Genomic DNA, 23,025 nt, shown 5'->3' on the forward strand with positions numbered 1-23,025 from the left:
TTGCTCCGGCCGCCCTCCGCGAGGCGCGGGCCGGTGATGCTCATGGCTCGCGGAGGCGGCCGGGCCGGCGGGGCGGTCCGGCCGCCGGGAGAGCCGGTCTCGTGACGGTGTGATGCCCATGAGGGGCGCTCATGAGCGGATGGCGGGCGCCCCACGGCGTATTGATCCGTGGCACATGCCGAACGATCATTTTCATGCTCCGGTACGACCAATGCGACCGCGTTGCGGTGGTCATCGGGGGCGCACGAAGGAACGCAGGGGGCGCATACGGGTGATCAGGCTCGGGTGATCAGGATCCGCCCGCCCGGCATTCGGCGAGGTCGATCTCCACCGCGGCGGCCCCGGCGTCCCCGGCGAAGGAGAGCACGACGCGCCCGCCGGCCGCCGACGGGTGCGCGGCGAGGCTGCGTACGGGGCTCCCCACCGCGAGCAGCAGCCGGCACTGCCCGGTGGCGGCGTCCCAGACGCGGATGGTCCCGTCGGCAGCGCCGGAGGCGACGAAGCTTCCGTGGCCCTCCGCGTCGAACAGGGCCAGGGCGTGCACGGCCGCAGTGTGACCGGTCAGCGGCTCGCCCAGGGGGCGGCGCTCGCGCAGGTCCCACAGCCGCACCGTGCCCGTGTCGCCGCCGCTGGCCAGATGCGGCGCAAGGCCGCCCAGCGGGCCGGGATTGATGGCGACGGCGTGCAGGAGCCCCTGGTCGCAGCGCAGGGTCCCGCCCGGCGCACCACCGCGTTCCGCGCCCCACAGCCGTACGGTGCCGTCGGAGCTGGCCGAGGCGAACCAGTCCTCGCCCCCCACGCACGACGCCGCAGCCACCGCCCGGACCCGCAGGCCGTGACCGGTCCACTCCCGCAGCGGGGCCAGGCCGTCCAGATCCCACAACCGGACCGTCTCGTCGTCCCCGCCGCTCAGCAGCAGATGCCGGCCGTCGGCGGTGGTGCACGCGGCAAGGGCGCGGACGGGGAGGAAATGACCCTTCAGGACGTCCGGCAGCGCCCGCCGGGTACCCGTGTCCCACAGACGGATGCCGTGGTCCTCGCATCCGGCCGATACCAGTACGCGCCCCTCCCGCCGGTGCGCCCAGACCATCGCGGACGGCGGCCGGCCGGTGTCGATCCGGGCGACCGCGTCCCCCGTGACGATGTCCCGGACGTCGATGCCGGGGCGGTCGGCGGTGAGCGCGAACCAGGACGGAAGGCCCAAGTCCCCCGGCTCCGGCAGCAGCAGCACCCCGCCCGTAGGCGTAGGCGTAGGCGTCGGCTCGGCCGGTGTACGGGCGGCGGTCAGCGCCCGCTCCAGGACCTCCCGGTTCCACAGGCGCAGCGTGCCGTCGCAGGAGGACGACGCGAGGATCCCGGAATCCGGCGCGGCGACGGGGCTGAGCGCGGTCACTGCGGCGGTGTGCCCGCTGAGCAGCCCCGGCGGCTCCTGGGCGGCGGTGTCCCACCGGGAGACGTCCCACACGGCGATGCGGCTGCCCGTCCCGGCCGCGAGGAGGTGGCGTTCGCCCAGGACGAGGCCGGCCAGGCTGTTCACCGGCTCGCCGGCGCCGGTGAGGGTGGCGAGGGGTCCGCCGGCGCCCCAGACGGTGACGCTCCCGTCGGCATGGCCGGCCGCGACCGTCCCCGGCCGTGTGGTCGGAGCGAGTACGCGTACGTCGGCCGGGAATTCGAAGCGCGCCACTTCCACCTCGGCCGCCGTGTCCCGGAACGCCAGGAACGCGCCGTCGGCGATCGCCAGCAGCGGCCGGCGGGGCGCCTCCTCCTGCACCGCCGCCAGTGCGGTGGTCGCCGTACGCGGTGTGTCCCCCGGCAGGGTCAGCAGGTCCAGCGGGCCCATCCGCTCGTTCCACCAGACCACCACCCCGTCCCCGTTGACGCAGAACACCGCCAGCTCGTGTCCGCTGTCGTGGTAGGCGCACACGTCGGCGATCCACATCCCGCCGGGCCGGTGGATCTGGTCGACGAGGCGGCCGGTCGCGGGGTCCCAGAGGCGGACTGTGCCGTCCGTACTGCCGGACACGAGCAGCGGCGACTGCGCGGGGCGCGGCGCGAGGAGCAGGTGCCGTACGGATCCCTCGTGGGCGCCGATTCGTCCGCGGACCGCGGTTCCCTCGACCGCGTCGATCAGTTCGATGCCCCCGTCGTCGTCGCCCGCCGCGAGGGCGGGGCGCCCGTCGGGGGCCGGTACCGCCGTCAGGGAACGCACGGTGGCGCCGAGGGTGGCCAGGACGTTCACGGGCGGCGTCCACCGGGACCACAGCACCGCCAGCGGCCCCGCCGCCTCTTCGGGGGTGCGCGGGCGCGGCCGGCCGGGATGGCGCAGCGCCGTGTACGCCAGGTGCAGGCTGGCCAGGCGGGACGGGTGGTCCTCCCGGTCCGCCCGGTGCAGGTACGGCTCGACCACGGCCCAGGCCTCCAGCCAGAGCCGTCCCTCCTGCCCCCGGCCCGGGCCCAGCAGCCCGCGGATCGGGCTGCCGGTCAGCCACGGCAGCACCTCGGCCGGCACGTGCGCGTCGTCCAGGACCCCGCCCAGGCGGGCGTGGCGTGCGAGGTACCGCCGTACGTACGGGTGCGGGGCGGTGCCGGAGGCGCGGCCGGCGATGTGCGGCGCGGCCAGATCGGCGAGCGCCCGCACGATGGAGGCGTGCACGGCGGCATCGTCCCCGCATCCGCCCCCGCCCCCGTCCTCGTACGCGTCCCCCGTCGCGCCGGTCCCCGTCACCCCATCAGCCCCGCCGGCCGCATCAGGCGCATCAGGCGTATCGCGCTCATCAGGTTTATCGGCAGGCTCATCCTGACCATCCGTCATTCCCATCCCCCCACGAGATGCCGCGCCGCCCACGGGCCAGGCGCGCAGGACAGCGGCCAGCCGTTCGTGTGCCGGCCGGTACACCCGCTGGTCCTCTTCCACGTCACGGGTGAGATACCCAGCCAGGCGGCCTTCCAGCAGCACCCGGATCTTGGCATCGGCATCCCGGAGGGGCTTCCCGTGGACGGCGGACGCGACAGCGGGCCACACCTCGCCCCAGGCGATGCCGCGCCCCTGCGCGAACGCCGCCGCGCGCAGCAGCGCCAGCGCCTCGTCCGCCCCCAGGCCGTCCTCCGCGGACCTCGCCAGGTCGTCCTTCAGCAGTCCCGTCGTGCCCTCGCCCAGCCGCGCGAGCCAGTCGGCGTCGGCCTGCAGCCGCGGTCCCTCGGTGCGCAGCTGGTGCGCCGCCACGCGGGCGTCGAGGAAGGACCGCCCCACCGCCTCGGCCACCGTCCGCGCGACCCCGGTCAGGTCGTGACCCGCCCAGTTGGCCTCCCCGTCCAGGAGAGCGCGTACGTACCCCTCGACGTCCTTGCCCATGTCCTCGTCGTCGGTACGCACCACGGCCGCCCCGGAGAACGCCTCCCGCAGTCGGCCCAGCAGTTCCTGCCCGCCGCCACTACCACTACCGCCACCGCCACCATCACCGTCCGGGACAAGGCGGTCGGCGCCGTCGCTGCTGCGGACGGCGACGACCAGCCGTACCCCGCGCCGTACGGGCGTCGACGGCGCGGCGCCGGACAGGTGTCCGGCCAGCGGTACCAGGACCTGGTGCACCACCGCCGCGGGGTCGGTCGCCTCGTCCAGCGCGTCGACGACGACCGTCACCATGGGGCCGGGCGAGCCGAGGAACCTGCGCAGCCCCAACTGCCAGCGGCTCAGCTGGTCCCTGCCCGAGGGGTCCGCTTCGGCCCCCAGTTTCTTCGCGATGACCGTCAACAGCCCCAGTGGCTCCCGGTTGTGCGCGGTGACCGCGATGGTGACCGCGCCCTCGTCCGGGACGGTGTCCTGCGGGCAGTGGCCGACGGCGGCCGCGAACAGATCCGACGTCCTGAACGTCGCGTCGCTCAAGGTCACCGCGCGGCCCAGGATCGCCGACTTCCCGCTCGCGGTGATGCCCGTGACGACGAGCACCCCCGGCGCGCCCTTCAGGAAGGAGACCACCGAGGCGTTCAGGCGCTTGCGGCCCGAGAAGTACCAGCCGGTGTCGTCGGCGCCGGTGCGGCCGCTGGCCTTCTCCAGCCAGTAGTCCAGGTCCTCCAGGCTCGCCGCCACCTCCTGCCGGCTCTCCTCCACCGCGGCCTGCTCCGGCCGGTAGCCCGGGTTCGGCAGCGCGGCGGTCGCCACGTGCAGCTTGCCGCCCATCAGCGGACGGCAGTCGAGGGACAGGCTCCGGCCGAGCTCCGCGCCGACCGCCTGTGCCGCCTGATACAGGGCCCGGCTGAACTCGTCCATCGTCAGGTACGGGCGGGCGATCCCGCCGGCCGTGCGCAGCCACTCGTGGGCCCGGCGCAGGACGAGCGCGAACTCCCCGCCCCTCACCTGCATCTTGGGCGCCGCGGTGGTCAGGACGTTGAGCGTGGCACGCGTGGTGCGCGCGGTGTCCAGGCTCCGTGCGAGTTCCAGCAACTCCCCTCCCACGTCGGCGGACTCGCACATGTTCACGATCACCAGGACGTCCCGGGCGTGCGAGTCGAGCGCGGCGATCACGATCTCCGTCGTACGCAGCCCCGTCGCCAGGAGCCGCTGCGCATCGGTGTCCCGCAGGACCGCGAAGTGCTTGGCCGCGCCCGAGGTGAGGCCGTGGCCCGACACGTACAGCACCACGGGGACGTCCGCCTCCGCCTCCCGGATCCCGGACGTCTCCAGGAAGCGCTCCACGTCGTGACGGCTGGTCACCGGCCCGCCGGGCGCCACCTTCACGAAGCCCGGCCCGGCGGGCAGCGGCCGCTCCCACCAGAGGGACACCGCCTCGAGCTGTGCGCCGAGGGCCTGCCGCAGTGGCTCGGTCCCGTCCTCCATGGGCAGGACGTACAGCGTGCCGGCGGCCGGCGATGCCGCCGTCTGCGGCAACTCGGCCCCCTCCACGGCATCGGCTAAGCCGATCTCGCCCCGCTCCCCGTCCACGGTCCCTATTCTTCACTGCCATGAACGAGCACCCGCACCAGCGCCGGCAGCAGGACCGCACCGACGGGTTACCCGACCACGTCACCCAGGACGCGGTGGTCGTCGTACCGGGGATCATGGGCAGCACCCTGCACGACACGACCACCGGCAAGGACGTATGGGGCATCGGCGGGATCTCCTGGCTGCTGAAGGCATGGACCACGCCCTCCGGCCTGAAGTCCCTGACCATGACCGAGGACGAGCTGGCGGGCAAGACCGGCCGCATCAAGGCGACCGGCCTGCTGAAGCACTCCGCCTGGACCCCGTACCTCGCCGGCAGCGAGCCGTACACCGACTTGGTCGACACGATCCGCACCAGCGTCGCCGACGACGCCGCGATCCTGGAGTTCGCCTACGACTGGCGTCTGCCCGTCGCCGCCAACGGCCGTCTCCTGGCCGACGCCGCGCGCCTCCACCTGACCGGCTGGCGCCGCCACCCCGCCCACGCCGAGGCCCGCCGGCACCGCGCCGACCAGCGGGAGGGGCGGCTCGTCTTCGTCGCCCACTCCATGGGCGGGCTCGTCACCCGCGCGGCCCTCGACCCCCGCTACGACGGCGATCTCCAGGCCGACACCCGGGGCGTCATCACACTCGGCACGCCCTTCCAGGGCTCGGTCAAGGCGGCCGTCATCCTCGCCACCGGCCGCGGCACCCCCGTACGGCTGCCGCACCGCAAGCTCCGGGCCATGTGCGCCACCATGCCGGGCCTGCACGACCTGCTGCCGCAGTACCGGAGCCTGCGCGCGGGGGACGACGTACGCCACCTCACCCCGAGCGATGTCGCGGCGATCGGCGGCAACGCGGAACTGACGCGCAACGCGGCCCGGTTCCACCACGGCCAGAAGAGCATCACCCTGCCCGGCCACCGCTCGGTCGTCGGCGTCAACCAGCCCACCTGGCAGAACCTGACGATCACCGGCGGCACGGTCGAGGCACACTTCGACGGCGCCCGGCAGAACTCCGACGGGACGTTCATCCTCGACCGGCACGACCGCGTCAGGTACTTCCAGGTGTACGGCGACGGCACCGTCTACAAGGAGTCGGCGGTCCTCACCGACATCATCACCCACCTGCCGCTCCAGCACGGCGACGTCGCCAAGGCGCGGACCGCCCTCGAAGCCGTCACCGAGATCATCCGCGACGACATCAACCCCGGCCCGCCCCAGGGCGAGGCCGGCTGCGGCCTGAGCGCCCCCGACCTGGTCCCGGCGGGCCGGCCCTGGAAGCTCCGCCTCAGCGACGTCGACACCCTCTCGGGCCTGACCTGCCGCCTCACGGACCTCGAGAACCCCACCCGCCCGATCCCGCTCACCCTGACCTGGGAAGACGGCGTGGCCACCGCAACGGCGACCGCCCCGACCCCGGGCCTGTACCGCATCGACGTCCGCACCCCGGACGGCTGCGACATCACCCAGCTGGCCATGGCCGCCGACCCGGACGAGTCCCTGGCGGAGGCGGAGGACTGACCCCGGCTCGTTCGAAGGGCAGATGCTCGGCGAAGCCGAATTCCAGCTCCTCCGACCCTCGATCGAGATGTCGAACGGGGGCTCAGGCCTCGTCTGCGTCCTCGTCGTAGTTCGAGTCCTCGGGATGCTCGTGCAGACGCTCGTCCAGGTCGCCGACCCAGTCCAGGGCCCAGGCTCGCAGTTCGGCCGTTTCGTGCTCGGTGAGACCGTACGCGGCGAACTCGGCGTCGTCGGCCCAGTCGGCTCCGGCGAGGCGGTCGCGGAGGTCGTGCAGGCGGAACTCGTCGCGGCCGTGGCGCTCGCCGAGGCGTTCGAGTTCGTTGGTGGTGCGGTAGTGGGAGGCGGCATGGACGTCGATGAGGTCGCGTACGGCGCCGCGGTCGGCCAGGGCGCGGACCTTGGTGCCGATTACGGAGTCGAAGGCGAGGACCGGCCCGTACTCGGTTTGGGCGGGCGGCGTCCAGAAGTGCTCCTTGAGGACGTCGACCTCGCACTCCTCGCCGGTGTCCGGGTCGACGGCCATCAGCCGGGCCGAGAGTGCGTCGACGTCGATCACGCGGACCTGCCAGCCCCGCTCGGCCAGGCCCTGCTCGAGGCTGGTGACGATCTCTGCCATGGGGGCGGGGTTCTCGGTGGCGACGTCGAGGTCCTGGCTCAGGCGCTCGACGAGGCCATGGGCCTGGACAGCGTACCCGCCGGTGAGCACGAGGGGGTACGGGGCGCCGATGTCGATCACCGCGGCGAGGAGCCGGCGGTGCAGGTCGCTCAGCTTCACGCGGCAGCGGACCTCGCGGTCGCGAGCTGGGGGAACGCTTCCTCCCAGACCTGGCAGATGTGCCGGCTGACCAGGGTGCGCAGGACGGGCCACTGCTCTAGGAGGAGGTCGCGGTCCAGCAGGGTCACGAGGTCCTCGTGCCGGCCCTCGGCCAGGACGGTGCGGTACAGGCCCATGCGCAGGCGCGGGCGGTCCAGGTCGTAGCAGCGCAGTCCGGACCAGGCCACGTGCAGCGGCAGCTCGACCACGCCGTGCCGCGGACCTGCGAGTTTTTCCAGGGAGGCGGGCAGCCGGCTTGCGTACCGGGCGTGGAGCACCTCGGCCGCGGAGGGCGCCGTGCTGCTGGAGGAGGGCCTGACCATGGACCTGATTATCCCGTGTCCCGCCCGGCTCCGGTACCGCAGACGCGACACACCGCCCCGGCGGATACCCCAGGCATCCTGCGCCCGGCCCATCCGGGCTACGCCCGGTGCCGGGCTCTGCGGCCAGCCTCCTCTGGCGGCGAAGCCGCCGCCGACCACTGCGCCGGGCGCCCCATTCGGCCACGGCTCGGTACAGCAGACCCCCGGCGGAGCGGCGGGCGCCCGGCGCGGGCGGCTAACACCCGTCGCCGAGGTTGATCCCCGACGCGGCGGCCGAGTACACGACGTACAGCTGGATCAGCTCCATCGGAATCGCCAGGACGCTGAACCACACGGTCGTGCCGGCGAGCAGACCCGGCCAGGACTCCCCGAGCCGGAGGCCGTACCGGCCGCGCAGCCGCCGCGCGAGCAGCACGCACAACGCCACCGCCGCCACACCGAGGACCACACCGGCCCACCCGGCGGCGTACTCCGCCATCGGGAAGGGCAAGTGCCGGCAGGCTTCCCGCTGCCGGTCGGCCCACTCGTGCTGGATCTCCTGCGTGTGCAGGGAGGTCGCCACACCCGCCACGATCAGCAGCGGCACCATCAGTGCCGCCGTCACGGTGCCGAACGTGACGGCACGCGGGCGCGCGGTGCCGTCGCTCATGGCGGGGGAGGGTGTGGTGGCGGCCATCAGTACCAATCCGGTTCCGGGCGGACGATGCGGATGCGCTGCTCGCCCCCGTTCCTGTTCGCGATGTGTTCCCGGCTGTCCAGGCTCACGTTCTGGAAGGAGCTCGTGTGCTGGGTCAGCTTGATGTCCCCGTCAGGGGTGACCGAGGTGACGACGGCGGCATGGTGGGTCTCGCCCGGGGCCGTTTCCGTGCCGGGCGCCACCTGCTCGTAGAAGATGATGTCACCGGGCCGCGCGTCCGCCCTCGGGACCTCCTTGCTGCCGTGGCGCAGCAGGAAGTTCTGCAGCCCCTCGGCCCGCGCCCAGGACTCGGAGTGGTACGCGTTCTGGTCGAGCCAGTCCCACCCGGTCCCGCTCTGGCGGCCCCAGGTGTCGTCGCCCATCAGCCCCGTCCACGGGGAGAGCTTCTTCTTCATGCCGCCCGCTTCCAGGCTGGACGACACGAAGTTGGTGCAGTTGCCGCCGGCCCCGTAGTCGAGGTCGTCCTTCTTGTCCCAGTGGTCGAGTGCGTACCGCACCATCTCGACCCGGTCGATCTTCCCGTCGGGACCGCGGAGCTCGCGCCCGACTTCGGGCGGCAGGCCCCTGAGGTCGGCGAGGGTCACGGGATCGGCCCGCATGAGGTCCTTCTGCTGCTGCGGCGTCAGGCCGTCCCACCAGGCGTGGACGAGCTGCGGGTCCTTCCCGACCGGGATGTCCGCCCTGAGCATCTCGAATTCGACGTGGGACGCCTCGACGAGGAGCACATTGTGCGCCTGCGAGGTGTCGGAGACGTTGATGGTCGTCGCGAGCTTGTCCAGTTCGGCCGAGGCCTTCGCGTCTGCCTGCGAGGCCTCGCGCAGGGCTTCGTCTATCAGCCCGTTGACCGTGGATATGTGCCCCTGCTCCTTGGTGTAGGCGTCGCGCACGTTCTGCGGGACGTTCGGGCCGGTGGGCACGGCACCCGTGTAGACGCCGACGGCGCGGCCGTCCTGGATGCTCAGCCCGTGCTCGTTCGCCAGCTCGATGGCGTGGGAGAGGGTGCGCTGGGCGTAGCCCATGGAATGGGACAGGGCGTCGAGGACCATGGCGACGCCCTTCATGATGTCGCCGCCGGACTCCAGGCGGTCGGCGAGGTCCTCCAGGCGCTTGCCGGCCGTTTTGCCGGTGGCGTCGGCCCAGTGGTCGTCGAGCGGCTTCTTGCCCTGCGCGCGGATGTCCTCGCAGGCGGAGGAGGAGCGCCGGGCGAGGTCGACCCAGTCGTCCGCGGCCTTCTGCCACTGGTCCACGCGGCAGTCGTACAGGTCGTGATACGAGACCACGGGTCAGTTCCTCCCGAAGTCGGCGAGGCCGTGCTGGAGCCGGTTGAAGGCGTCCCTCGCCTGGGCGTCCGTGGTGTCGTAGGCGTTGGCCGTGGTGTGGAGATTGTCGGCCATGGTGTTCATCTGCTTCCCCAGGTCGACCATGTGGTCCTCCCAGGCGGTCGCGCACCGCTTCAACGCCGCGGCCGAGGCCCAGCCGTGGTGGCCGTCGGCTGCCGTGTCGCTCGAGTCGAGCGACCGGCGAAGGTTCTCCAGCGCCCCTTCGGCGGCCGAGCGGGCCCCTCCCGCGCCTTGCCGTACATAGTGCGTCTTTATGTCTATGTCCATGAAATCCCCCGTAAATACCGGAGAACAGCCTAACTGGATCTTGTAGGTGGATCTGACAGGACGCGTGGCGCCGCGGCGTCGGCCGTTAGTCGCAGCACTAGGCAGCCGTCGTGCGGCCCGCCGCCGCCTCGATCACCTCGTCCAGCACCTCGCGGGAGCGGATCAGGTCGCCGATCATCCGGTCGATCCGGTCCCGCTCCGTGGCCAGTTCGGCCACCAGTGCAGGGGTGGCGCGCACCGACGGGCCGCCGTCCTCGTCCCGCATGCAAGGCAGGATCTGCGCGATCTTCGCGCTGTGCAGGCCGGCCGCGTAGAGCTCCTGGATCCGGATGACCCGGTCGACTGCCCGCTCGGGGAAGTCCCGGTGGCCGCCGGGTGTTCGGTTCGAAGCCAGCAGGCCCTGCTCCTCGTAGTAGCGCAGCGAACGTTCGCCGACCCCGGTACGCGCAGCCAGTTCACCGATCCGCATGCCCCACCCCAGCTCTTGAATCTGACATCAATGTGAGCTTTTACGGTACCGGCATGACGCAGACACAGCACGGACCCGCCGCTTCCCGTCTCTTCGAATCTGCCCGCCTGGGCAGCCTGGAACTGCCCAACCGGCTGGTGATGGCCCCGCTGACCCGCAACCGCGCCGGGGCCGACGGAGTCCCCGGCGAGCTCATGGCCACGTACTACGCACAGCGCGCCTCGGCCGGCCTGATCATCGCCGAGGCCAGCACCCCGAACGCCGTCGGGCAGACCTACCCGCACATCCCCGGCATCCACACCCCGGCGCAGGTCGCCGGCTGGCGCCGGGTCACCGAGGCCGTGCGGGCCGCCGGTGGAGGGGAGATGTTTCTCCAGCTCCAGCACGGCGGCCGGGTCGGCCACCCGGAGACCAGCGGGTACGTGCCGCTCGCCCCGTCCGCGGTGCCGTTCCCCGAGCAGCTGCACACCCCCGGCGGCCTCCGGGACGCTGTCGTACCGCGCGCGATGACGACCGAGGACATAAGGTCCACGGTGGCCGACTTCGCGAGCGCGGCCCGGGGCGCCGTCGAGGCGGGCTTCGCCGGGGTGGAGGTGCACTCCGCCAACGGCCACCTCCTGCACCAGTTCCTTTCCGGCAACACCAATCGCCGTACCGACGCGTGGGGCGGCTCCGTCGAGAACCGCATCCGGTTCACCGTCGAGGTGGTCCGGGCCGTCGCCGGGGCCATCGGCCCGGAGCGGGTCGGAGTACGCATCTCGCCCGGACTGGCCGTCAACGGGATCGAGGAGGGCGACACCGAGGAGATCTACCCGGCGCTGGTCAAGGCCTTGGCCGACCTGGCGCCGATCTACCTGCACCAGGTCCACGCCGACCCCGACCGGCCCGCCTTTGCGCAGATCCGCCGGGACTGGCCCGGCACCCTGATCGCCAACCCGGCGCTCTCCCGCGAGGAGGTCGCGGCCGATGGCGGTAAGCGCCGGGGAGAACGCCTGCTGTCCGAGGGCGCCGATCTCGTGGCACTGGGCCGGGGCTTCCTCGCCAACCCCGACTTCGTCGAGCGGCTGCGCACGGGTGCGCCCCTCAACGAGATCCGTCCGGAGTTCCTGATGCACGTACAGGGGCCGGAAGGCTACACCGACTACCCCGTGCTCGCGGCGTAGGCGCTGTCTCCCGACGTCGTGCCGCTGGGGGCCGTCCAGGGGCGGAGACCTGATCGGAATGACCGGCGATGAGCAGCTGCTGCTGCGACGATGCGCCGCGGCTGCCGAGTCCGACCAGTGCCGTCGGTCCGTGGCGGGGCCGCGGTCACATCAGACCCGGCCATTTGTACGTCAGTGTGTAGAGGGTGTCGCGGTAGATCAGGTTGGTGAACCAGATCGGGTACTGCGGGCCCCCGCGGTCATCTGGCTGTCGCCGTCCCTGCCCTCCCAGGTGAACGGCACCGTGATGCCCAGGTCCTGGACGATCCACTTGCCCTTGCCGCGGAAGTTGCGGGGGAGGCGGGGCGGGGGCGGCGTCGGGGAGACGTCCTGCACGTCCTGCCGTGCGGCCACGGTCCCGAACGACAGCGCGGTCCCGGTCCGGGCCTCGGCGGCGACCGGGGGCGGAGCCGCCAGGACGAGGGCGACCACTCCGGCAAGAGCGGCGGACGTGGCCGTCCGACGTGTGCCTTTCCAACCCATGGTCTTCCTCAGCTGTCGCGTCAGGCGCCGTCGTGGCGCGTGGGACATACACGGCGATGCCGGGACACCGTCCCCGGAATTTGGGATTCCGAAACGGCGGCTACGGACCTTGCGGCTGTGGTGCGGGAGAGGAGCGACGGCCGATAGCGGGCGCCGGGCCATGCGCAGCGGCCGCTGGTGGACAGCATCAGCCGGCGCCTTGTCAGAGGCGGCGGCGATTTCGTATCGAAGGCGTCAGCAGAAACGGTTCACGAGGTTGCCGCGCGCGGCCTCCCGAGCAGGCGTACGCGCGTTCGTTGCACTCTCCCGGGTCACTGGCGCTCCGCTGTACGCCTTGATCATGTCGTTGATGAAGTGCCGTGTGTCGCAAGGGTTGAGGGCTTGCGCCTGAAGGTGGTCGTACATGATGTGGTACATGCGCCGGTCGGAGTGCTTCTCCACGTAGAGATCGCCGGTGAAGCGCTCCAGATAGACGACTCCCGCGTCGGCGTCGGGAAACGTGAGGGTGGAGAACTGCCCTGTGACCCCGGGGTGGGCTCCGGCGCTATGGGGGAGGACCTGCACGGTGATGTGCGGCTGTTCACCGAGAGCGTTCAGGTGCTCGAGCTGTTCCCGCATGACCTCTCGGTTGCCGATGGTGCGATGCAGTACGGATTCGTCCAGGATCGTCCATAAGCGGAGTGGCCGAGCGGGGTGATGTGCGCGGTGCTGGCGCCGTAACCGCACGTCGAGACGGACTGCGGCCTGTTCGACCGGGGGGCAAGGGATCGTTTCCGCGATGATCGCAGCTGCGTAGGCGCGGGTCTGCAGCAGGCCGGGGACCACCAGCGGCTCGTAGGAGTGGATGGCGGCGGCCTCCGTCTCCAGCCCGATGTACACGCCGTAAGGGACATCGCCGCAGGCGACCCACCAGCCCTGCCGAGCCGATTCCTTCGCCATGCGCATCAGCGAGTCGACGACGCCCTGTTCGGTGACTCCGTAGAGGCGGCACAGATCGCGCACATCACGCGGATTGATGGGGCGGCGCCCCGTCTCGATGAGGCTGATCTTGGGCTGTGACACGAGCAGGTGCTTCGCGACCTGCACGGACGTCATTCCCGCCGCGCGGCGAAGCTGGCGAAGCTCCGCGCCGAGGCGGCGCCTTCTGACCGTGGGACTTCCGCTCGCCGTCACAGGCGGTGCACCTCCAGCTCAAGAACCTCGCGCAGGCTCCCTCGCCCCACGGCCGACACCGGCAAACCGCATTCTGCATACCCGGCCCGGCGCTCCATGCATCTGCACGACGAGCACCACCTGTTCGGACTAAGACGGCAGGATGACGGTCGCGCTGTTCCTATAATGCGGCAGTCGGTGGCGGCGGGTACCTGCTGACGCTCTGCACTGGACCGCCGCCGTGTTGCGGGGCAGGTGCCGGGGGACGGCGTCAGAATGCGCTGGAGATCCACCGTCGGACGGCTGCGTTGGTGGCGTCGTCGACCGTGGTGAGTACTTCGATGGCGTGGAGGTCGCCGTCGAGCGGCGGAACACCCGCGGCGGTCAGGCAGGCGTGCAGATCAAGGCGTCGGCGGTCTGCGGGACTCAGGCCGCCCGGAGGATGACCGGAAGCGGGGAGGGGCCCCCGGGGGCACGGGGCGCTTAATTCCTCGGCGTCCGCCAAGCCCCGTATGCCCGGGAACCGGTAGGGGTCGAGTGTCGTTCGGGGCGCCTTCGGAAGGTGGGATGAAGGCTGCGACGCATTCATGCAAGAACCTCCGCAAGTGTGTCACGGGTGGCGAGGAAGCTGCGGTGTGCCTGCAGGCACGAGGTGGTTCAGGCCGCCGGCCGGGTGTCTCCCGATCGGTCACGGCCCGGAGTCACCGGTCTTGCAGGGCGTGGGCCCCGGCCGCGATGACCTCGGCGAGCCGGTTGGCAAGGTCCGTGCTGCACCCCCCGAGCCGGACCAGACCACGGCAGCCCACAGGGCCGTCGTTGCTGAGCGAGGGAAGGACCAGGCCGGCGAGGGCCAGTGCGGCCTGGAGGTTGGTGACGGCTAGCTGGCCGGCCCGGTACGCGGCGTCCTGGCGCCGCTCGTAACGGATTCGCTCCGTGCGGGCGAGGTCGTGGATCATGATGCTGTCTTCTCTCGATGGACGGGAAACGGGGCGCTCAAGCGCGTTGCCCATGCGGACGGTTCAGGCGGCCTGGCGCCCGGGAGCACAAGGAGGCCCGCATGCGCACTTCACGGCATGCAGATTCCTCGTGCGGAGTGGATGCCCAGGTCGTGGCTGTTCGGTGCGGTAGACCCGTAGGACTGAGACCGTGTCCAGCCCGTGACCTATCGGTTTCGATCTTCGTTCCTAAGATGGAAGTGATCACGAGCGCACGAAGCCGGGAAGGATCGAGTTGTCCGACACGTCAGCGACACTCGGCCGTTGTGCGCCGCGTCCCCACGGCGCCACGCTCCGTGGAACCCTCGCTCCGGCCTCCTTCGACACCGACCCCGGTAAAGGACGCACATCGACCTGCAGCGGGACCCCCTGCGACGACGGGCTGATCCGCCGTGGTCGCGCCGACCGCTCTCCCCGCGCGGCTGGGGTACCAGGCTGTCGCGCGCGCTGGACGGGCGACCCCCTCATGACCCGTAGCGGAATCTGTAGCCGGGGGCGGAATGCCCCGCAGGCCGGTGATCCACCACCGGGTATTCGGAAACCGGCGTACCTGGGCTGCTCGGCGCGGCCGGCGGCCGAAGCTGGGAGGCCGTCCGGTTGCGGTGGCGCGGGACGGGGTGACGGGGTGGTCGTGTGAGTGTGATCTGGCGGACGAGTTGCTGGAAGCAGGCCAGTGCCGCGATGGGAGGAAGCGTGGCCGCAGCCTGCGCGGCGAACGTTCTGGGCGCCTGGGCCACGCACAGAAGGGTGGCGAGGGTGGAGAACAACAGGACGATGGACCACGAATGGATGGCGCGACGTTGATGTAGGGCTGCCCGGAGGATGGACAGGGAAGCGACCATCCAGGGTCCGTAGAGCAGCAGGGGCCACCAGCTGACGATGTCGTGCGCGGTGCTCGGTCCGGCGCTTCGGCGCAGGGCCTCGGAGATGGCCAGACCGCTGAAGATGCTCACCACGGCGGCGATGACCGCGACCAGCAACGCCGAGAAGAGGCTGCCCGTTCGGAAAAGGGTCAGCATCGGCGCCTTCGGCGGAACCCGGCGGTGCCCGTGGGAGGCCTCTGCGCGCGGCCCGTCGTGGGTGCCCTGAGGCAGCCCGGCGGCAAGGTCGGCGGTGCTGACCGTGTCAGCGGTTTCATCGAATCCGATCCAGTCGAGCGGCTCTGCGTGTCTCACTCCCCTCGATTCCTGCAGAAGGTAGGCCAGCTCCTCCGCCGGATCCCACCCGGATTGCACCTCGCTCAGCCCGAGGGGCGGCTGCGCGGGCGCTGTGTGCTGCACGGGTTCCGTCCCCGGCCAGGACACCGGGCCTTCCGGCTGGCCGTAGAAACTACTCGCGTCGTGAAGACCGTATTCATACAAGGGAGTTCCGCCCGGAGTGCTCGCCGACGGACGGCTCGACCGAAGCAGCCTCTTGAAGGCGTCGGCCGAAGTCGTTCTCGATCGCGCTCATCGCCTCGAGGAAGTCCTCGAAGACCGACGACGAGTAGTGGAGATCGACTTCCCTTCCCTCGCGGTGCAACGTCGCGCTCTCGTTCGGCGCCCAGTCTGTTGAGACCGGCGTGTAGGTCCATTTCCCCACCCTTGTGGCCTTGGCGCGAACACTGCGTCCATCGCCCTCTGAGCTCTGCGGAAAGATTGCCGAGTGGTTTGCTGTTGTCATAGTCCACCCAACGCTTCGGAACCCGGGGAAGGTGTGCTCCAAGCAGGTGAGGGTGGCGAGGCAGGCGCGGGTTGACAGAGGTCTCTTATCGGTTATGCACATGCGAAGTCCGCATCCACACCCCGTGCGAGCTGCAGTTCTTCCCGTCGGCACCAAGTCTTGCCGTAGGGCGGGGGTGCCTCGGCATGCGTGACCTCCTGTGGGCGCACGGCCGCCGGGCCGGCCGGCGAAGCGCACTCGGCCGCTGACACGGCGCTCACGTTCCGCCACGCGCCCCCGTCCCGACCCGACTGCTTGTAGGTAAAGCATGTGAACTGCCGAAGACCGGCACAATGCTGCGCATGACTGCAATCGGCTGACAAAACGCAACTCGTAATATGCCTCTGCGTTATGTCGAGGTGTTGCCGGACCCCGGCCACAGGCGCCACTGTCGCCTCACTCACGGAAAGGAACCGCTGTGACAGACGCCCTCCCGTGGATCGTGCTGATCTGCGCTGCACTGGGTACGGGAATCACCGCTTGGACGTCATCAGGGGTTGGCCGTATGCACCACACGGACAGCCGAGAACTACAACGCGCACAACACTTCAAGGACGTCCTGTCCCGGCACGTGGACGCATTGCAGGACCGGCACGGAGGGCCGGCGGGGGCAGCACCGGAGACGACTGGTGCCCCGGCCGGTATCCCGGCCTGTTCCCAGTGCGGCGCCCTGTCCGGTCGGCTGTGAACCCGTTTGCCCCACGCAACCGCAGCAGACAGCACCAGCCATCCCCGCTCGCCTGGCGGCGCGCCGTCAGGCGGTGCGGAAGGGGTGGCCGCTCTCGAGGAGTTCGCTGATCGCCCAGCACACCACCGGCGAGCCGAGAGGCGAGGTAGGTAGCGGCGGTCGATTTGTATCGGGTGGTGATGGGCTCGCCGAATCTCCCATCAGGTGCTTGCGGGTGGGACAGTTCGGCCCTCATGCAAGTCGGCGATCATCTTGTCCTGGCGGCGGCGCAGCTCCCGGTTCGGCGTCAGCATCGACGCCGAAGCGGTGCAGCTGATCGTCGAGCTGGTCTCGCCCGGCAACAAAACCATGGACCGCACATTCAAGCCGATGCTGTACGCCGAGGCGGGCATCGAGCACTACTGGCGCCTCGAGTTCGACCCGGCCCCGCGCCTGATCGCCAGTGAGCTTGCCGGCGGCCGGTACGTCGAGAAGACGATCGCCCTCCCGGGCGTCACGACCCGTATCGAGATGCCGTTCCTCTTCGAGATCGACCCGGCCGGGCTCACCCAGCCCAAGCGGCAAGCCTGAGACACAAGGCCGCAGTCGTTTCCACTGGAAAGCGGCGGCCCTCGCCCTGGAGCGAGGTCCCAGCGTCGGGTAGCAGGTGGCCAGCTGTGGGCGCGACGTGGGAAGAAGGTCGGCTCCCGTCGGGTGGCGACGCGGCTGTTGAGGACGGGGCCTGCTGGGAATCATCCGTTCATGACGAGCTACGTGCCTTCGCCCGATGAGGTATCCGCCGCGCAGACATCCAACGGCGGCTGGACCAAGAGGCAGCTGGCCGAATGGGGAGTGCCGTGGCCTCCGCCGTCCGGCTGGCGCAAGTACCTCGAAGCGAAGTGGAACGGCGAAGACGTGGCCGAGTTACCTCGTCAGGAGCCCGACCAGGACACCCTGTTCTGACCTCACCAGTGCTGGGGCTCGCGTAGCAGGTCGTGGAGAATGAGGTGCGGCCCGGGATCGTCGGGGCCCACCTCTTGTCCGTGCTCCTCACGCATACCCGCGAGCGGATTGCCGTGCTTGCCGGGGCCAGCGCGCCGGCGGCCGACGACAGTGTCCGGCCCCGGTACCCTCGCACCCGGTGGCTCGCAGGCCGGACTGGTCGGCGGCGTGCTGCCGGGCGGCCAGCATACGGTCGGCTGCGGCGGGGCGTCGACGACTACGTCGAGCGCCGTGAGCAGCCGCGCGCTGATCTTCCTCCTGTCAGTTCCCCGCGCACGATCGCGGTCATGTGCACGACCAAAGTAGAGGCCCGGGCACGTTGAACCCGGTATGCCCGCCACTCCGCTGTTTTTCGCGCGCCCTTACTTCAACAACTTCAAGACGGTGCGGCCGGCTTTCCACGCTCTGCGGGCTGCCATGCCGCCCTCCACTGCCTTCTGGCCGAGTGCGCGCATGCGCGCCCGGTCTTCCGTGGATGCCGACTGGTACGCCTCCTCGGCTTTCACTCCCGCACAGACGCCGCCTACAGCGCCCGCGGTGAGACCGACGACCATGCCCGTCGGGCCGGCGATCAGGAACCCCGCGATGCCCCCGCCGGCAGTTACCGCCCCTGCCACGGCGGGGCCGACGACGCAGCCCACGGCCACGTCCGGTGCCGCTGCCACGAGGGTTTCGACATAGTCGAGGTACTGCTTGTCCGTACGGGCCTTGCGCAGATTGCGCAGGTATTCTTCCTTGTCTTCCTCGAAATTTCCCACCGTTGATCCTCTGCTGCGGCGATGAAGGTCTTGGCGAAGACCTTGAGGAGGAACGAACTTGATGACCAGCGGCCCCAGCCTTCCGGGAGGCGCCCACACGGCCGCTCATACGGCAATATGGCGCCGTCATCCTTCGAGCCTGCCGCATGGTTCCGAACAGAGGCAATCCCCTTCCGTGATACGAATTCGCATCATGGAAGAAGAAAGGATTCTCTAACGGAATATCAATGTGTCTGCCGCGATAGGTGGAAACGGCAGGCAACGCGCGGGGCAGGGGCTACCAGTCGGCCGCGGGGCGCCTCGTCAGGAGTTCCGCGAAGCACCCCCCGGGCGAGGGGCCCTCTCCCTGCCCTCCTGGCCGGGGCCCAACTCGGGCACGCCCTCAATGTGCTTGGCATCCCGAACCAAGGAGCCTCATCCTCCTGGCCTCGGACCGGTGTCGCCCCGCCGCCAGTTCCCACAGCTTGGTCGCGCGCCTCGGATTAGTTCGTCGCCATGCCGGCGCGGCCCGTTCCTACTCGGACCCCCAGTCCGCGCTGCCTCTGCTGCATCCCCCGGCTGGCAAGCGACAACGCGCTCGGAGCCCGACTCGACCTTGTCGGCAACACCCACCATGATCAGGCCGCCGTAGGTGTTGGCCATCGCCGCGATGGTCTTCACAAGGCTGGACGAGTACTCGGGCTTGAACTCCAGCGTCAGGCTCTCCACCTGGTCCGGCCGCGCGGCGAGGGCACGGATGCGCTCGATCGTCAGATCCGCTGCGGAAGCGGCGAACAAGGAGTTGGCCATCCCTTCATACTCCACCGACAGCCCTGTTCCCACGCCGAATTGCCGCATCACCGGGATCTGCTCTCGCCTCGTGCCCTCGCCCGGGCGGCCAGGCGACAAGCCCGGACGCCGTCAGTCCCGGTCGGTCGCAACGGCCTGCAGCTCGCCGAGGACCTCTTATGGCCCACGCCTTTCCAGCACCCTCGTGCAGCGCCTGGTTGACCTCCTGGGCGGGCCTTGCTGCCGCCGCCCGCCCGATCCCGCTCAGTCGCCCCACGGCCTTCCTGAGCGACGCTTCCGCTTCAGCAGCGACATGGATCCCGAGGAGTTCGGGGCGGTACAGCTTCTGCTACCCAGTTCAGCGGGTGTCGTGTCGGACTGCTGCTCGGTGTCCGCATGCCAGCTTTGTGACCTCTATTTGGTACCGATATTGCCGGGCGGCTACGGTCGTCCGGATGCAGCGAAGCGGAATCCGAACCTGTCCGGCCCGAAGGGCCGGCCTTGGCCGGGTGAAGCCGAGCCTCGCTGAGCGCAGCGAGGCGGTTCTCTCCTGAGCGCGCAGCGCTCAGGTACCCGCTCCGTTCGGGCTCCTGAGCTCCGTGATGGGAAAGGCCCCCGGCCGCGAGGTCAAAGTCGAGCACCTGCACGTCCACCTGCCGCGCGTGCTCGAGATGCCCGGCCCGGCTCGACACCATCCCCAGGCAGAACCCCGCCCTGAGGCATCTGCGCGACATCCACTTCCGGCCCGCGGATGCGGTGCGGGCGCTCCGGATTCGTCAAGGGTTGGTGCGTGAGCCGGTACGTCGGCAAACCTGAGAGCCGCGGCGGCGCGCTGGTCTGCGCTCGCAGACCTGGCACGTACGCCTTGCAGACCTGAACTGCAGTTGGCGACGTAGAAGGCGTACCGGGTGGTGTCTGCCTGCCGTCCGCGGCGCGCCGGTCCTCTGCGCGGTGGTCCAGCTGACTGCCGTGGGGCACGGCTTTCGAAAGCGGGCCTTCCCCCGTGGTGGTAGACACGCTTCGTTGATCACGCGGCGAGCGTGAGCTTAGCTGCGTGGTGTCGGCGTTCGTATTCGTTGGGGCTGAGGTGGCCGTTGGCGGAGTGCCGGCGGCGGGTGTTGTAGCGGGTCAGCCAGGCGAAAACGGTTCTGCGGCAGATGCTGGCGTCGCCGTAGTCTCGGCTGCCCTGGAGGGTCTCGCGTTTGAGGGAAGCGTGGAAGCTTTCGCAGGCCGCGTTGTCGGCGCTGGACCCGACCGCGCCCATCGACCGGGTGACCTTCAACTGGTCGCAGAGACCTGCGAAGGCCCGAGAGCCGTATTGCGCCCCGTGATCGGAGTGAAAGGCGGAACCCTCCAGGCTGCCGCGGGTGCGGGCGGCCATCAGCAGGGCGTCGGCGACCAGGTCCGTGCGCATGTGGTCGGCGATTGACCAGCCGACCACCCGGCGGCTGAAACAGTCCAGCACCGTGGCCAGGTAGAGGAACTCGCCGTTCCCGAGGGGCAGGTAAGTGATGTCGCCCATGTATTTCAGGCCCGGCTCGGTGGCGGTGAAGTCCCTCTGGAACAGGTCAGGGACCAGCGCGGCTGCAGGGTCCGCGACAGTGGTGCGGACGCGTCTGCGCAGGCGGATGCCGGTGATGGAGAACCTTCGCATCACCCGGGCGACGCGCTTCTCATTGACGTGCAGGCCGGTCTCCTTCAGCTCGGCGGTCACCCGAGGGGAGCCGTAGGCGCCGCCGGACTCCGCGTGGACCTCGCGGATCCTCGTAGCCAGGCGCTGGTCGGCCCGCTGCCGGACCTGCCGGGCCTCGGCGCCGGCCAGCCACTTGTAGTAGCTGGATCTGTTCACGTCCAGGACCTGGCAGAGCTGCTTCACCTCGAAGGCGTCCCGGTGATCGTCGACGAACTGGAAGCGGCTCCTCACCAGTTCGTCTCTCCGGCGAAATACTTGGCTGCCTTGCGGAGTATGTCGCGCTCGGTCGCGAGTTTGCGTTCATTCGCCTCGAGCTCGGCCACCCTTGCCTCCAGCTGCCGGATCCGCTCGTCCGGATCCGCGGACGGCGTCGCCTGCCCGGCCCGGGCCGACGTCTGCCCAGCCCGGGCGGCGACCGGGCCGGCGCCTCGGCATTCCCGGTTCCTCAGCACCCACTCCCGCAGGGTGGCCCGGTTGATGCCCAGGTCGGCGGCGATGCTCTTGTAGGTCGCCCCGGGAGTGGACTCGTACAGGGCCACGGCATCGGCCCTGAACTCGTCCGAGTAGTCCTTCATCGCCATCGGCGGTCTTCTCGCTTCCTCCGGATCAAGCAGATCCAGTATCAGCGTGTCCACCACTCAGGGGGAGGCCCCAGCTGGTGGCGGGCGGCCGTCCGCGAGCGACATGATGCGGACATGCACCATCCTTACGCGTCCGTCGGCAGGCAGTGACGTGCTGCCCCACGTTTATCGCATCACCAAGTACGATCCTGCCGATCGCGATCAGCACGGTCACTACACAGGTACCGAAGAGGTGCACAGCGACCAGGGGCCGGTCGAAGCTGCCTATCTGGAGGCAGTCGCCGCCTTCGCGGCGGAGACCGGAATCGACAGCCTTGTCGTACGCGAACCGCAGGTAGCGGCGGGCTTCGCCGGCTTCGGCGCGGAATCGGCTGTCGAGGGCCACGGCCTGGGCGGCCTCTTCCCGCCCGGCCATGGGGGCTACCACGATGGCGCGCAGGTCTCGCTCAGCGTCGCCCTGGAACTGGGCCGGGCGATGCTGCGCGGCAGTGGCGCCTGGTGCCGGCTGGAAGTGGAGGGCAGGTTCACGATCCACGTCGGATGGGACCAGTACGTCTACGTCGGCAGTAGTGATCCCTGCCCGGCGGCGGTGGCACGTACCCGCGCACTGGGACTGTTCCCTGAGCGTCTGGACGCCTCTCCCTACGATGTCGAGGTCGACGGGCCGGGGGCACAGCGGCCCGCCGATGACGTCTTCTGGGCCCGCGTGCGCTGGTGCGTCGCGACGCGCCAGGCGGCGCTTCTCGAGGAGAACCACGTTGGCAACGCCGCTCGCTGGCATCGACTCGACGCCGACTCCCTGGACGCGGTTCGCGCCCGGCTGGTTCCTCGCTCCCGTTTGGCCGTCTGGCCCGACCTTTCCCCCGACGTGGGCGCCGTCCTCGCAGATCTGCCGGAGGAAGGCCTGATCGAATTCGTCTGGGAGGACGAGGACGGCCGGATCGCGAGCATCGTCGCCGATGAGAGCCAGTTCGCGGAACTGGCGATACAAGTCTGCGGCGCCCGTGCCGCATCGGCCCTGTCCCTCTGCATCGACGGAAGGCAACCGCTCATGACGGCGGTCCTGCCCGACGAGGACGGCGTCCTGCGGGCGCGCTGGAGGACCGAGGCGACCTCCGACGACCGCCACTGGGCGTTCCTCACCACCCTCCACCGAGGACAGATCTGCACCGGCACCGTCGTCGCCATGCCCGATTTCGGCGTCATCTTCGTCGACATCGGCGGCTTCACCGCGATGATCAATCTGCCCGAGGTGTCCTGGCGCCCCATCGACCACCCCTCCGACGTGCTGACGGTGGGCCAAGGGGTCACCGCCGAGATCCTTGACATCGACCTCGTCCGGCAGCGGGTGCCGATGTCGCTCAAGGCGCTGGAGGAAGACCCGTTGCCGGTGCTTGCTCAGCAGATCGGCCGGATCGTCAGGGGACCGGTCACCCGGCTCACACCGTTCGGCGCCTTCGTCCGCATCGAGGACCGGGAGCACGGCTTGGAGGGACTGCTGCACCACACCGAGTCGGCCGGGACGTCGGTGGACGGGCCCGAGGAGGGAATCCAGGTCGGCGACATCCTCACCGTCAAGATCATCGACGTCGACCCGGAGAACCGCCGCATCGGGCTGTCGCGCGTTCAGGCCCGGTCGGCGGCCCTTCAGTAGAAGGCGCCCACGACA

The 23,025-nt window shown here is 70.3% G+C and carries 20 protein-coding genes; 5 read left to right on the top strand and 15 right to left on the bottom strand.

What is annotated here, in order from left to right:
- Positions 1-289 precede the first annotated feature (289 nt).
- Positions 290-4,939 carry a hypothetical protein gene (locus AB5J51_RS41220; protein ID WP_369780538.1) on the bottom strand — a complete coding sequence of 1,550 codons (4,650 nt, stop codon included), beginning with the start codon at positions 4,937-4,939 and terminating at the stop codon, positions 290-292.
- A gap of 20 nt (positions 4,940-4,959) precedes the next feature.
- Here AB5J51_RS41220 and AB5J51_RS41225 point away from each other — a divergent pair, with 20 nt between their 5' ends.
- Positions 4,960-6,444, top strand: a complete 1,485-nt coding sequence (locus tag AB5J51_RS41225; protein WP_369780539.1) for a hypothetical protein — start codon at positions 4,960-4,962, stop codon at positions 6,442-6,444.
- An 82-nt stretch (positions 6,445-6,526) separates the two neighbouring features.
- Here AB5J51_RS41225 and AB5J51_RS41230 read toward each other — a convergent pair whose 3' ends face one another.
- The 6 genes from AB5J51_RS41230 to AB5J51_RS41255 form a co-directional block, all read right to left on the bottom strand.
- Positions 6,527-7,219, bottom strand: coding sequence for a nucleotidyl transferase AbiEii/AbiGii toxin family protein (locus AB5J51_RS41230; RefSeq protein WP_369780541.1), 693 nt, complete (start codon positions 7,217-7,219; stop codon positions 6,527-6,529).
- Positions 7,216-7,581, bottom strand: coding sequence for a hypothetical protein (locus AB5J51_RS41235; protein ID WP_369780542.1), 366 nt, complete (start codon positions 7,579-7,581; stop codon positions 7,216-7,218). Before AB5J51_RS41235 ends, AB5J51_RS41230 begins: the two co-directional genes overlap by 4 nt.
- Positions 7,582-7,816: 235 nt before the next feature.
- The gene (locus AB5J51_RS41240; protein ID WP_159047424.1) at positions 7,817-8,230 is read right to left on the bottom strand and encodes a hypothetical protein; all 414 of its coding nucleotides are present in this window, start codon (positions 8,228-8,230) and stop codon (positions 7,817-7,819) included.
- A 26-nt stretch (positions 8,231-8,256) separates the two neighbouring features.
- On the bottom strand, positions 8,257-9,558 hold the full coding sequence (locus AB5J51_RS41245) for an amidase domain-containing protein (protein ID WP_136227539.1): 1,302 nt from the start codon (positions 9,556-9,558) through the stop codon (positions 8,257-8,259).
- A 3-nt stretch (positions 9,559-9,561) separates the two neighbouring features.
- The gene (locus AB5J51_RS41250; RefSeq protein WP_053791146.1) at positions 9,562-9,885 is read right to left on the bottom strand and encodes a type VII secretion target; all 324 of its coding nucleotides are present in this window, start codon (positions 9,883-9,885) and stop codon (positions 9,562-9,564) included.
- Between the two features lie 97 nt (positions 9,886-9,982).
- On the bottom strand, positions 9,983-10,354 hold the full coding sequence (locus AB5J51_RS41255) for a MerR family transcriptional regulator (protein WP_053791145.1): 372 nt from the start codon (positions 10,352-10,354) through the stop codon (positions 9,983-9,985).
- 53 nt (positions 10,355-10,407) lie between these two features.
- Between AB5J51_RS41255 and AB5J51_RS41260 the strand changes: the two genes are divergently transcribed.
- A complete protein-coding gene (locus tag AB5J51_RS41260; RefSeq protein WP_053791144.1) occupies positions 10,408-11,517 on the top strand; it encodes an alkene reductase in 1,110 nt (369 codons plus the stop codon).
- A gap of 198 nt (positions 11,518-11,715) precedes the next feature.
- Here the strand turns inward: AB5J51_RS41260 and AB5J51_RS41265 are convergent, their stop codons facing one another.
- The 5 genes from AB5J51_RS41265 to AB5J51_RS41285 form a co-directional block, all read right to left on the bottom strand.
- On the bottom strand, positions 11,716-12,039 hold the full coding sequence (locus AB5J51_RS41265; RefSeq protein ID WP_369780543.1) for a hypothetical protein: 324 nt from the start codon (positions 12,037-12,039) through the stop codon (positions 11,716-11,718).
- 234 nt (positions 12,040-12,273) lie between these two features.
- Positions 12,274-13,212, bottom strand: coding sequence for a helix-turn-helix domain-containing protein (locus AB5J51_RS41270; RefSeq protein ID WP_369780545.1), 939 nt, complete (start codon positions 13,210-13,212; stop codon positions 12,274-12,276).
- A gap of 680 nt (positions 13,213-13,892) precedes the next feature.
- Positions 13,893-14,147, bottom strand: coding sequence for a hypothetical protein (locus AB5J51_RS41275; RefSeq protein ID WP_206310858.1), 255 nt, complete (start codon positions 14,145-14,147; stop codon positions 13,893-13,895).
- Positions 14,148-14,650: 503 nt separating this feature from the next.
- Positions 14,651-15,466 carry a hypothetical protein gene (locus AB5J51_RS41280; RefSeq protein WP_369780548.1) on the bottom strand — a complete coding sequence of 272 codons (816 nt, stop codon included), beginning with the start codon at positions 15,464-15,466 and terminating at the stop codon, positions 14,651-14,653.
- Positions 15,467-15,539: 73 nt separating this feature from the next.
- Positions 15,540-15,890, bottom strand: a complete 351-nt coding sequence (locus AB5J51_RS41285; RefSeq protein WP_136227536.1) for a hypothetical protein — start codon at positions 15,888-15,890, stop codon at positions 15,540-15,542.
- A 937-nt stretch (positions 15,891-16,827) separates the two neighbouring features.
- Between AB5J51_RS41285 and AB5J51_RS41290 the strand changes: the two genes are divergently transcribed.
- Together AB5J51_RS41290 and AB5J51_RS41295 are read left to right on the top strand one after the other, a co-directional pair.
- Complete coding sequence (locus AB5J51_RS41290) at positions 16,828-17,145, top strand: Uma2 family endonuclease (protein ID WP_369780549.1); 318 nt, start codon at positions 16,828-16,830, stop codon at positions 17,143-17,145.
- 171 nt (positions 17,146-17,316) lie between these two features.
- On the top strand, positions 17,317-17,517 hold the full coding sequence (locus AB5J51_RS41295) for a hypothetical protein (protein WP_136227534.1): 201 nt from the start codon (positions 17,317-17,319) through the stop codon (positions 17,515-17,517).
- Between the two features lie 401 nt (positions 17,518-17,918).
- On the opposite strand, the gene AB5J51_RS41300 is transcribed toward AB5J51_RS41295, so the two are convergent.
- The 3 genes from AB5J51_RS41300 to AB5J51_RS41310 all read right to left on the bottom strand — a co-directional run bounded on the left by AB5J51_RS41300 (position 17,919) and on the right by AB5J51_RS41310 (position 21,356).
- Positions 17,919-18,314, bottom strand: coding sequence for a hypothetical protein (locus AB5J51_RS41300; RefSeq protein ID WP_369780550.1), 396 nt, complete (start codon positions 18,312-18,314; stop codon positions 17,919-17,921).
- 414 nt (positions 18,315-18,728) lie between these two features.
- On the bottom strand, positions 18,729-19,103 hold the full coding sequence (locus AB5J51_RS41305; RefSeq protein WP_369780552.1) for a helix-turn-helix domain-containing protein: 375 nt from the start codon (positions 19,101-19,103) through the stop codon (positions 18,729-18,731).
- A gap of 1,006 nt (positions 19,104-20,109) precedes the next feature.
- Positions 20,110-21,356 (bottom strand): IS3 family transposase gene (locus AB5J51_RS41310; RefSeq protein ID WP_369780553.1). Its coding sequence is split into 2 segments (ribosomal slippage): positions 20,110-21,017 and positions 21,017-21,356, totalling 1,248 coding nucleotides; the frame shifts between segments, so codons are not numbered across the junction.
- 232 nt (positions 21,357-21,588) lie between these two features.
- Between AB5J51_RS41310 and AB5J51_RS41315 the strand changes: the two genes are divergently transcribed.
- Entirely contained in the window at positions 21,589-23,010 is a 1,422-nt protein-coding gene (locus AB5J51_RS41315; protein ID WP_369780554.1) for a S1 RNA-binding domain-containing protein, read from the top strand.
- The last annotated feature ends 15 nt before the right edge of the window (positions 23,011-23,025 follow it).

Source organism: Streptomyces sp. R33, from assembly GCF_041200175.1.
GTDB lineage: Bacteria > Actinomycetota > Actinomycetes > Streptomycetales > Streptomycetaceae > Streptomyces > Streptomyces katrae_B.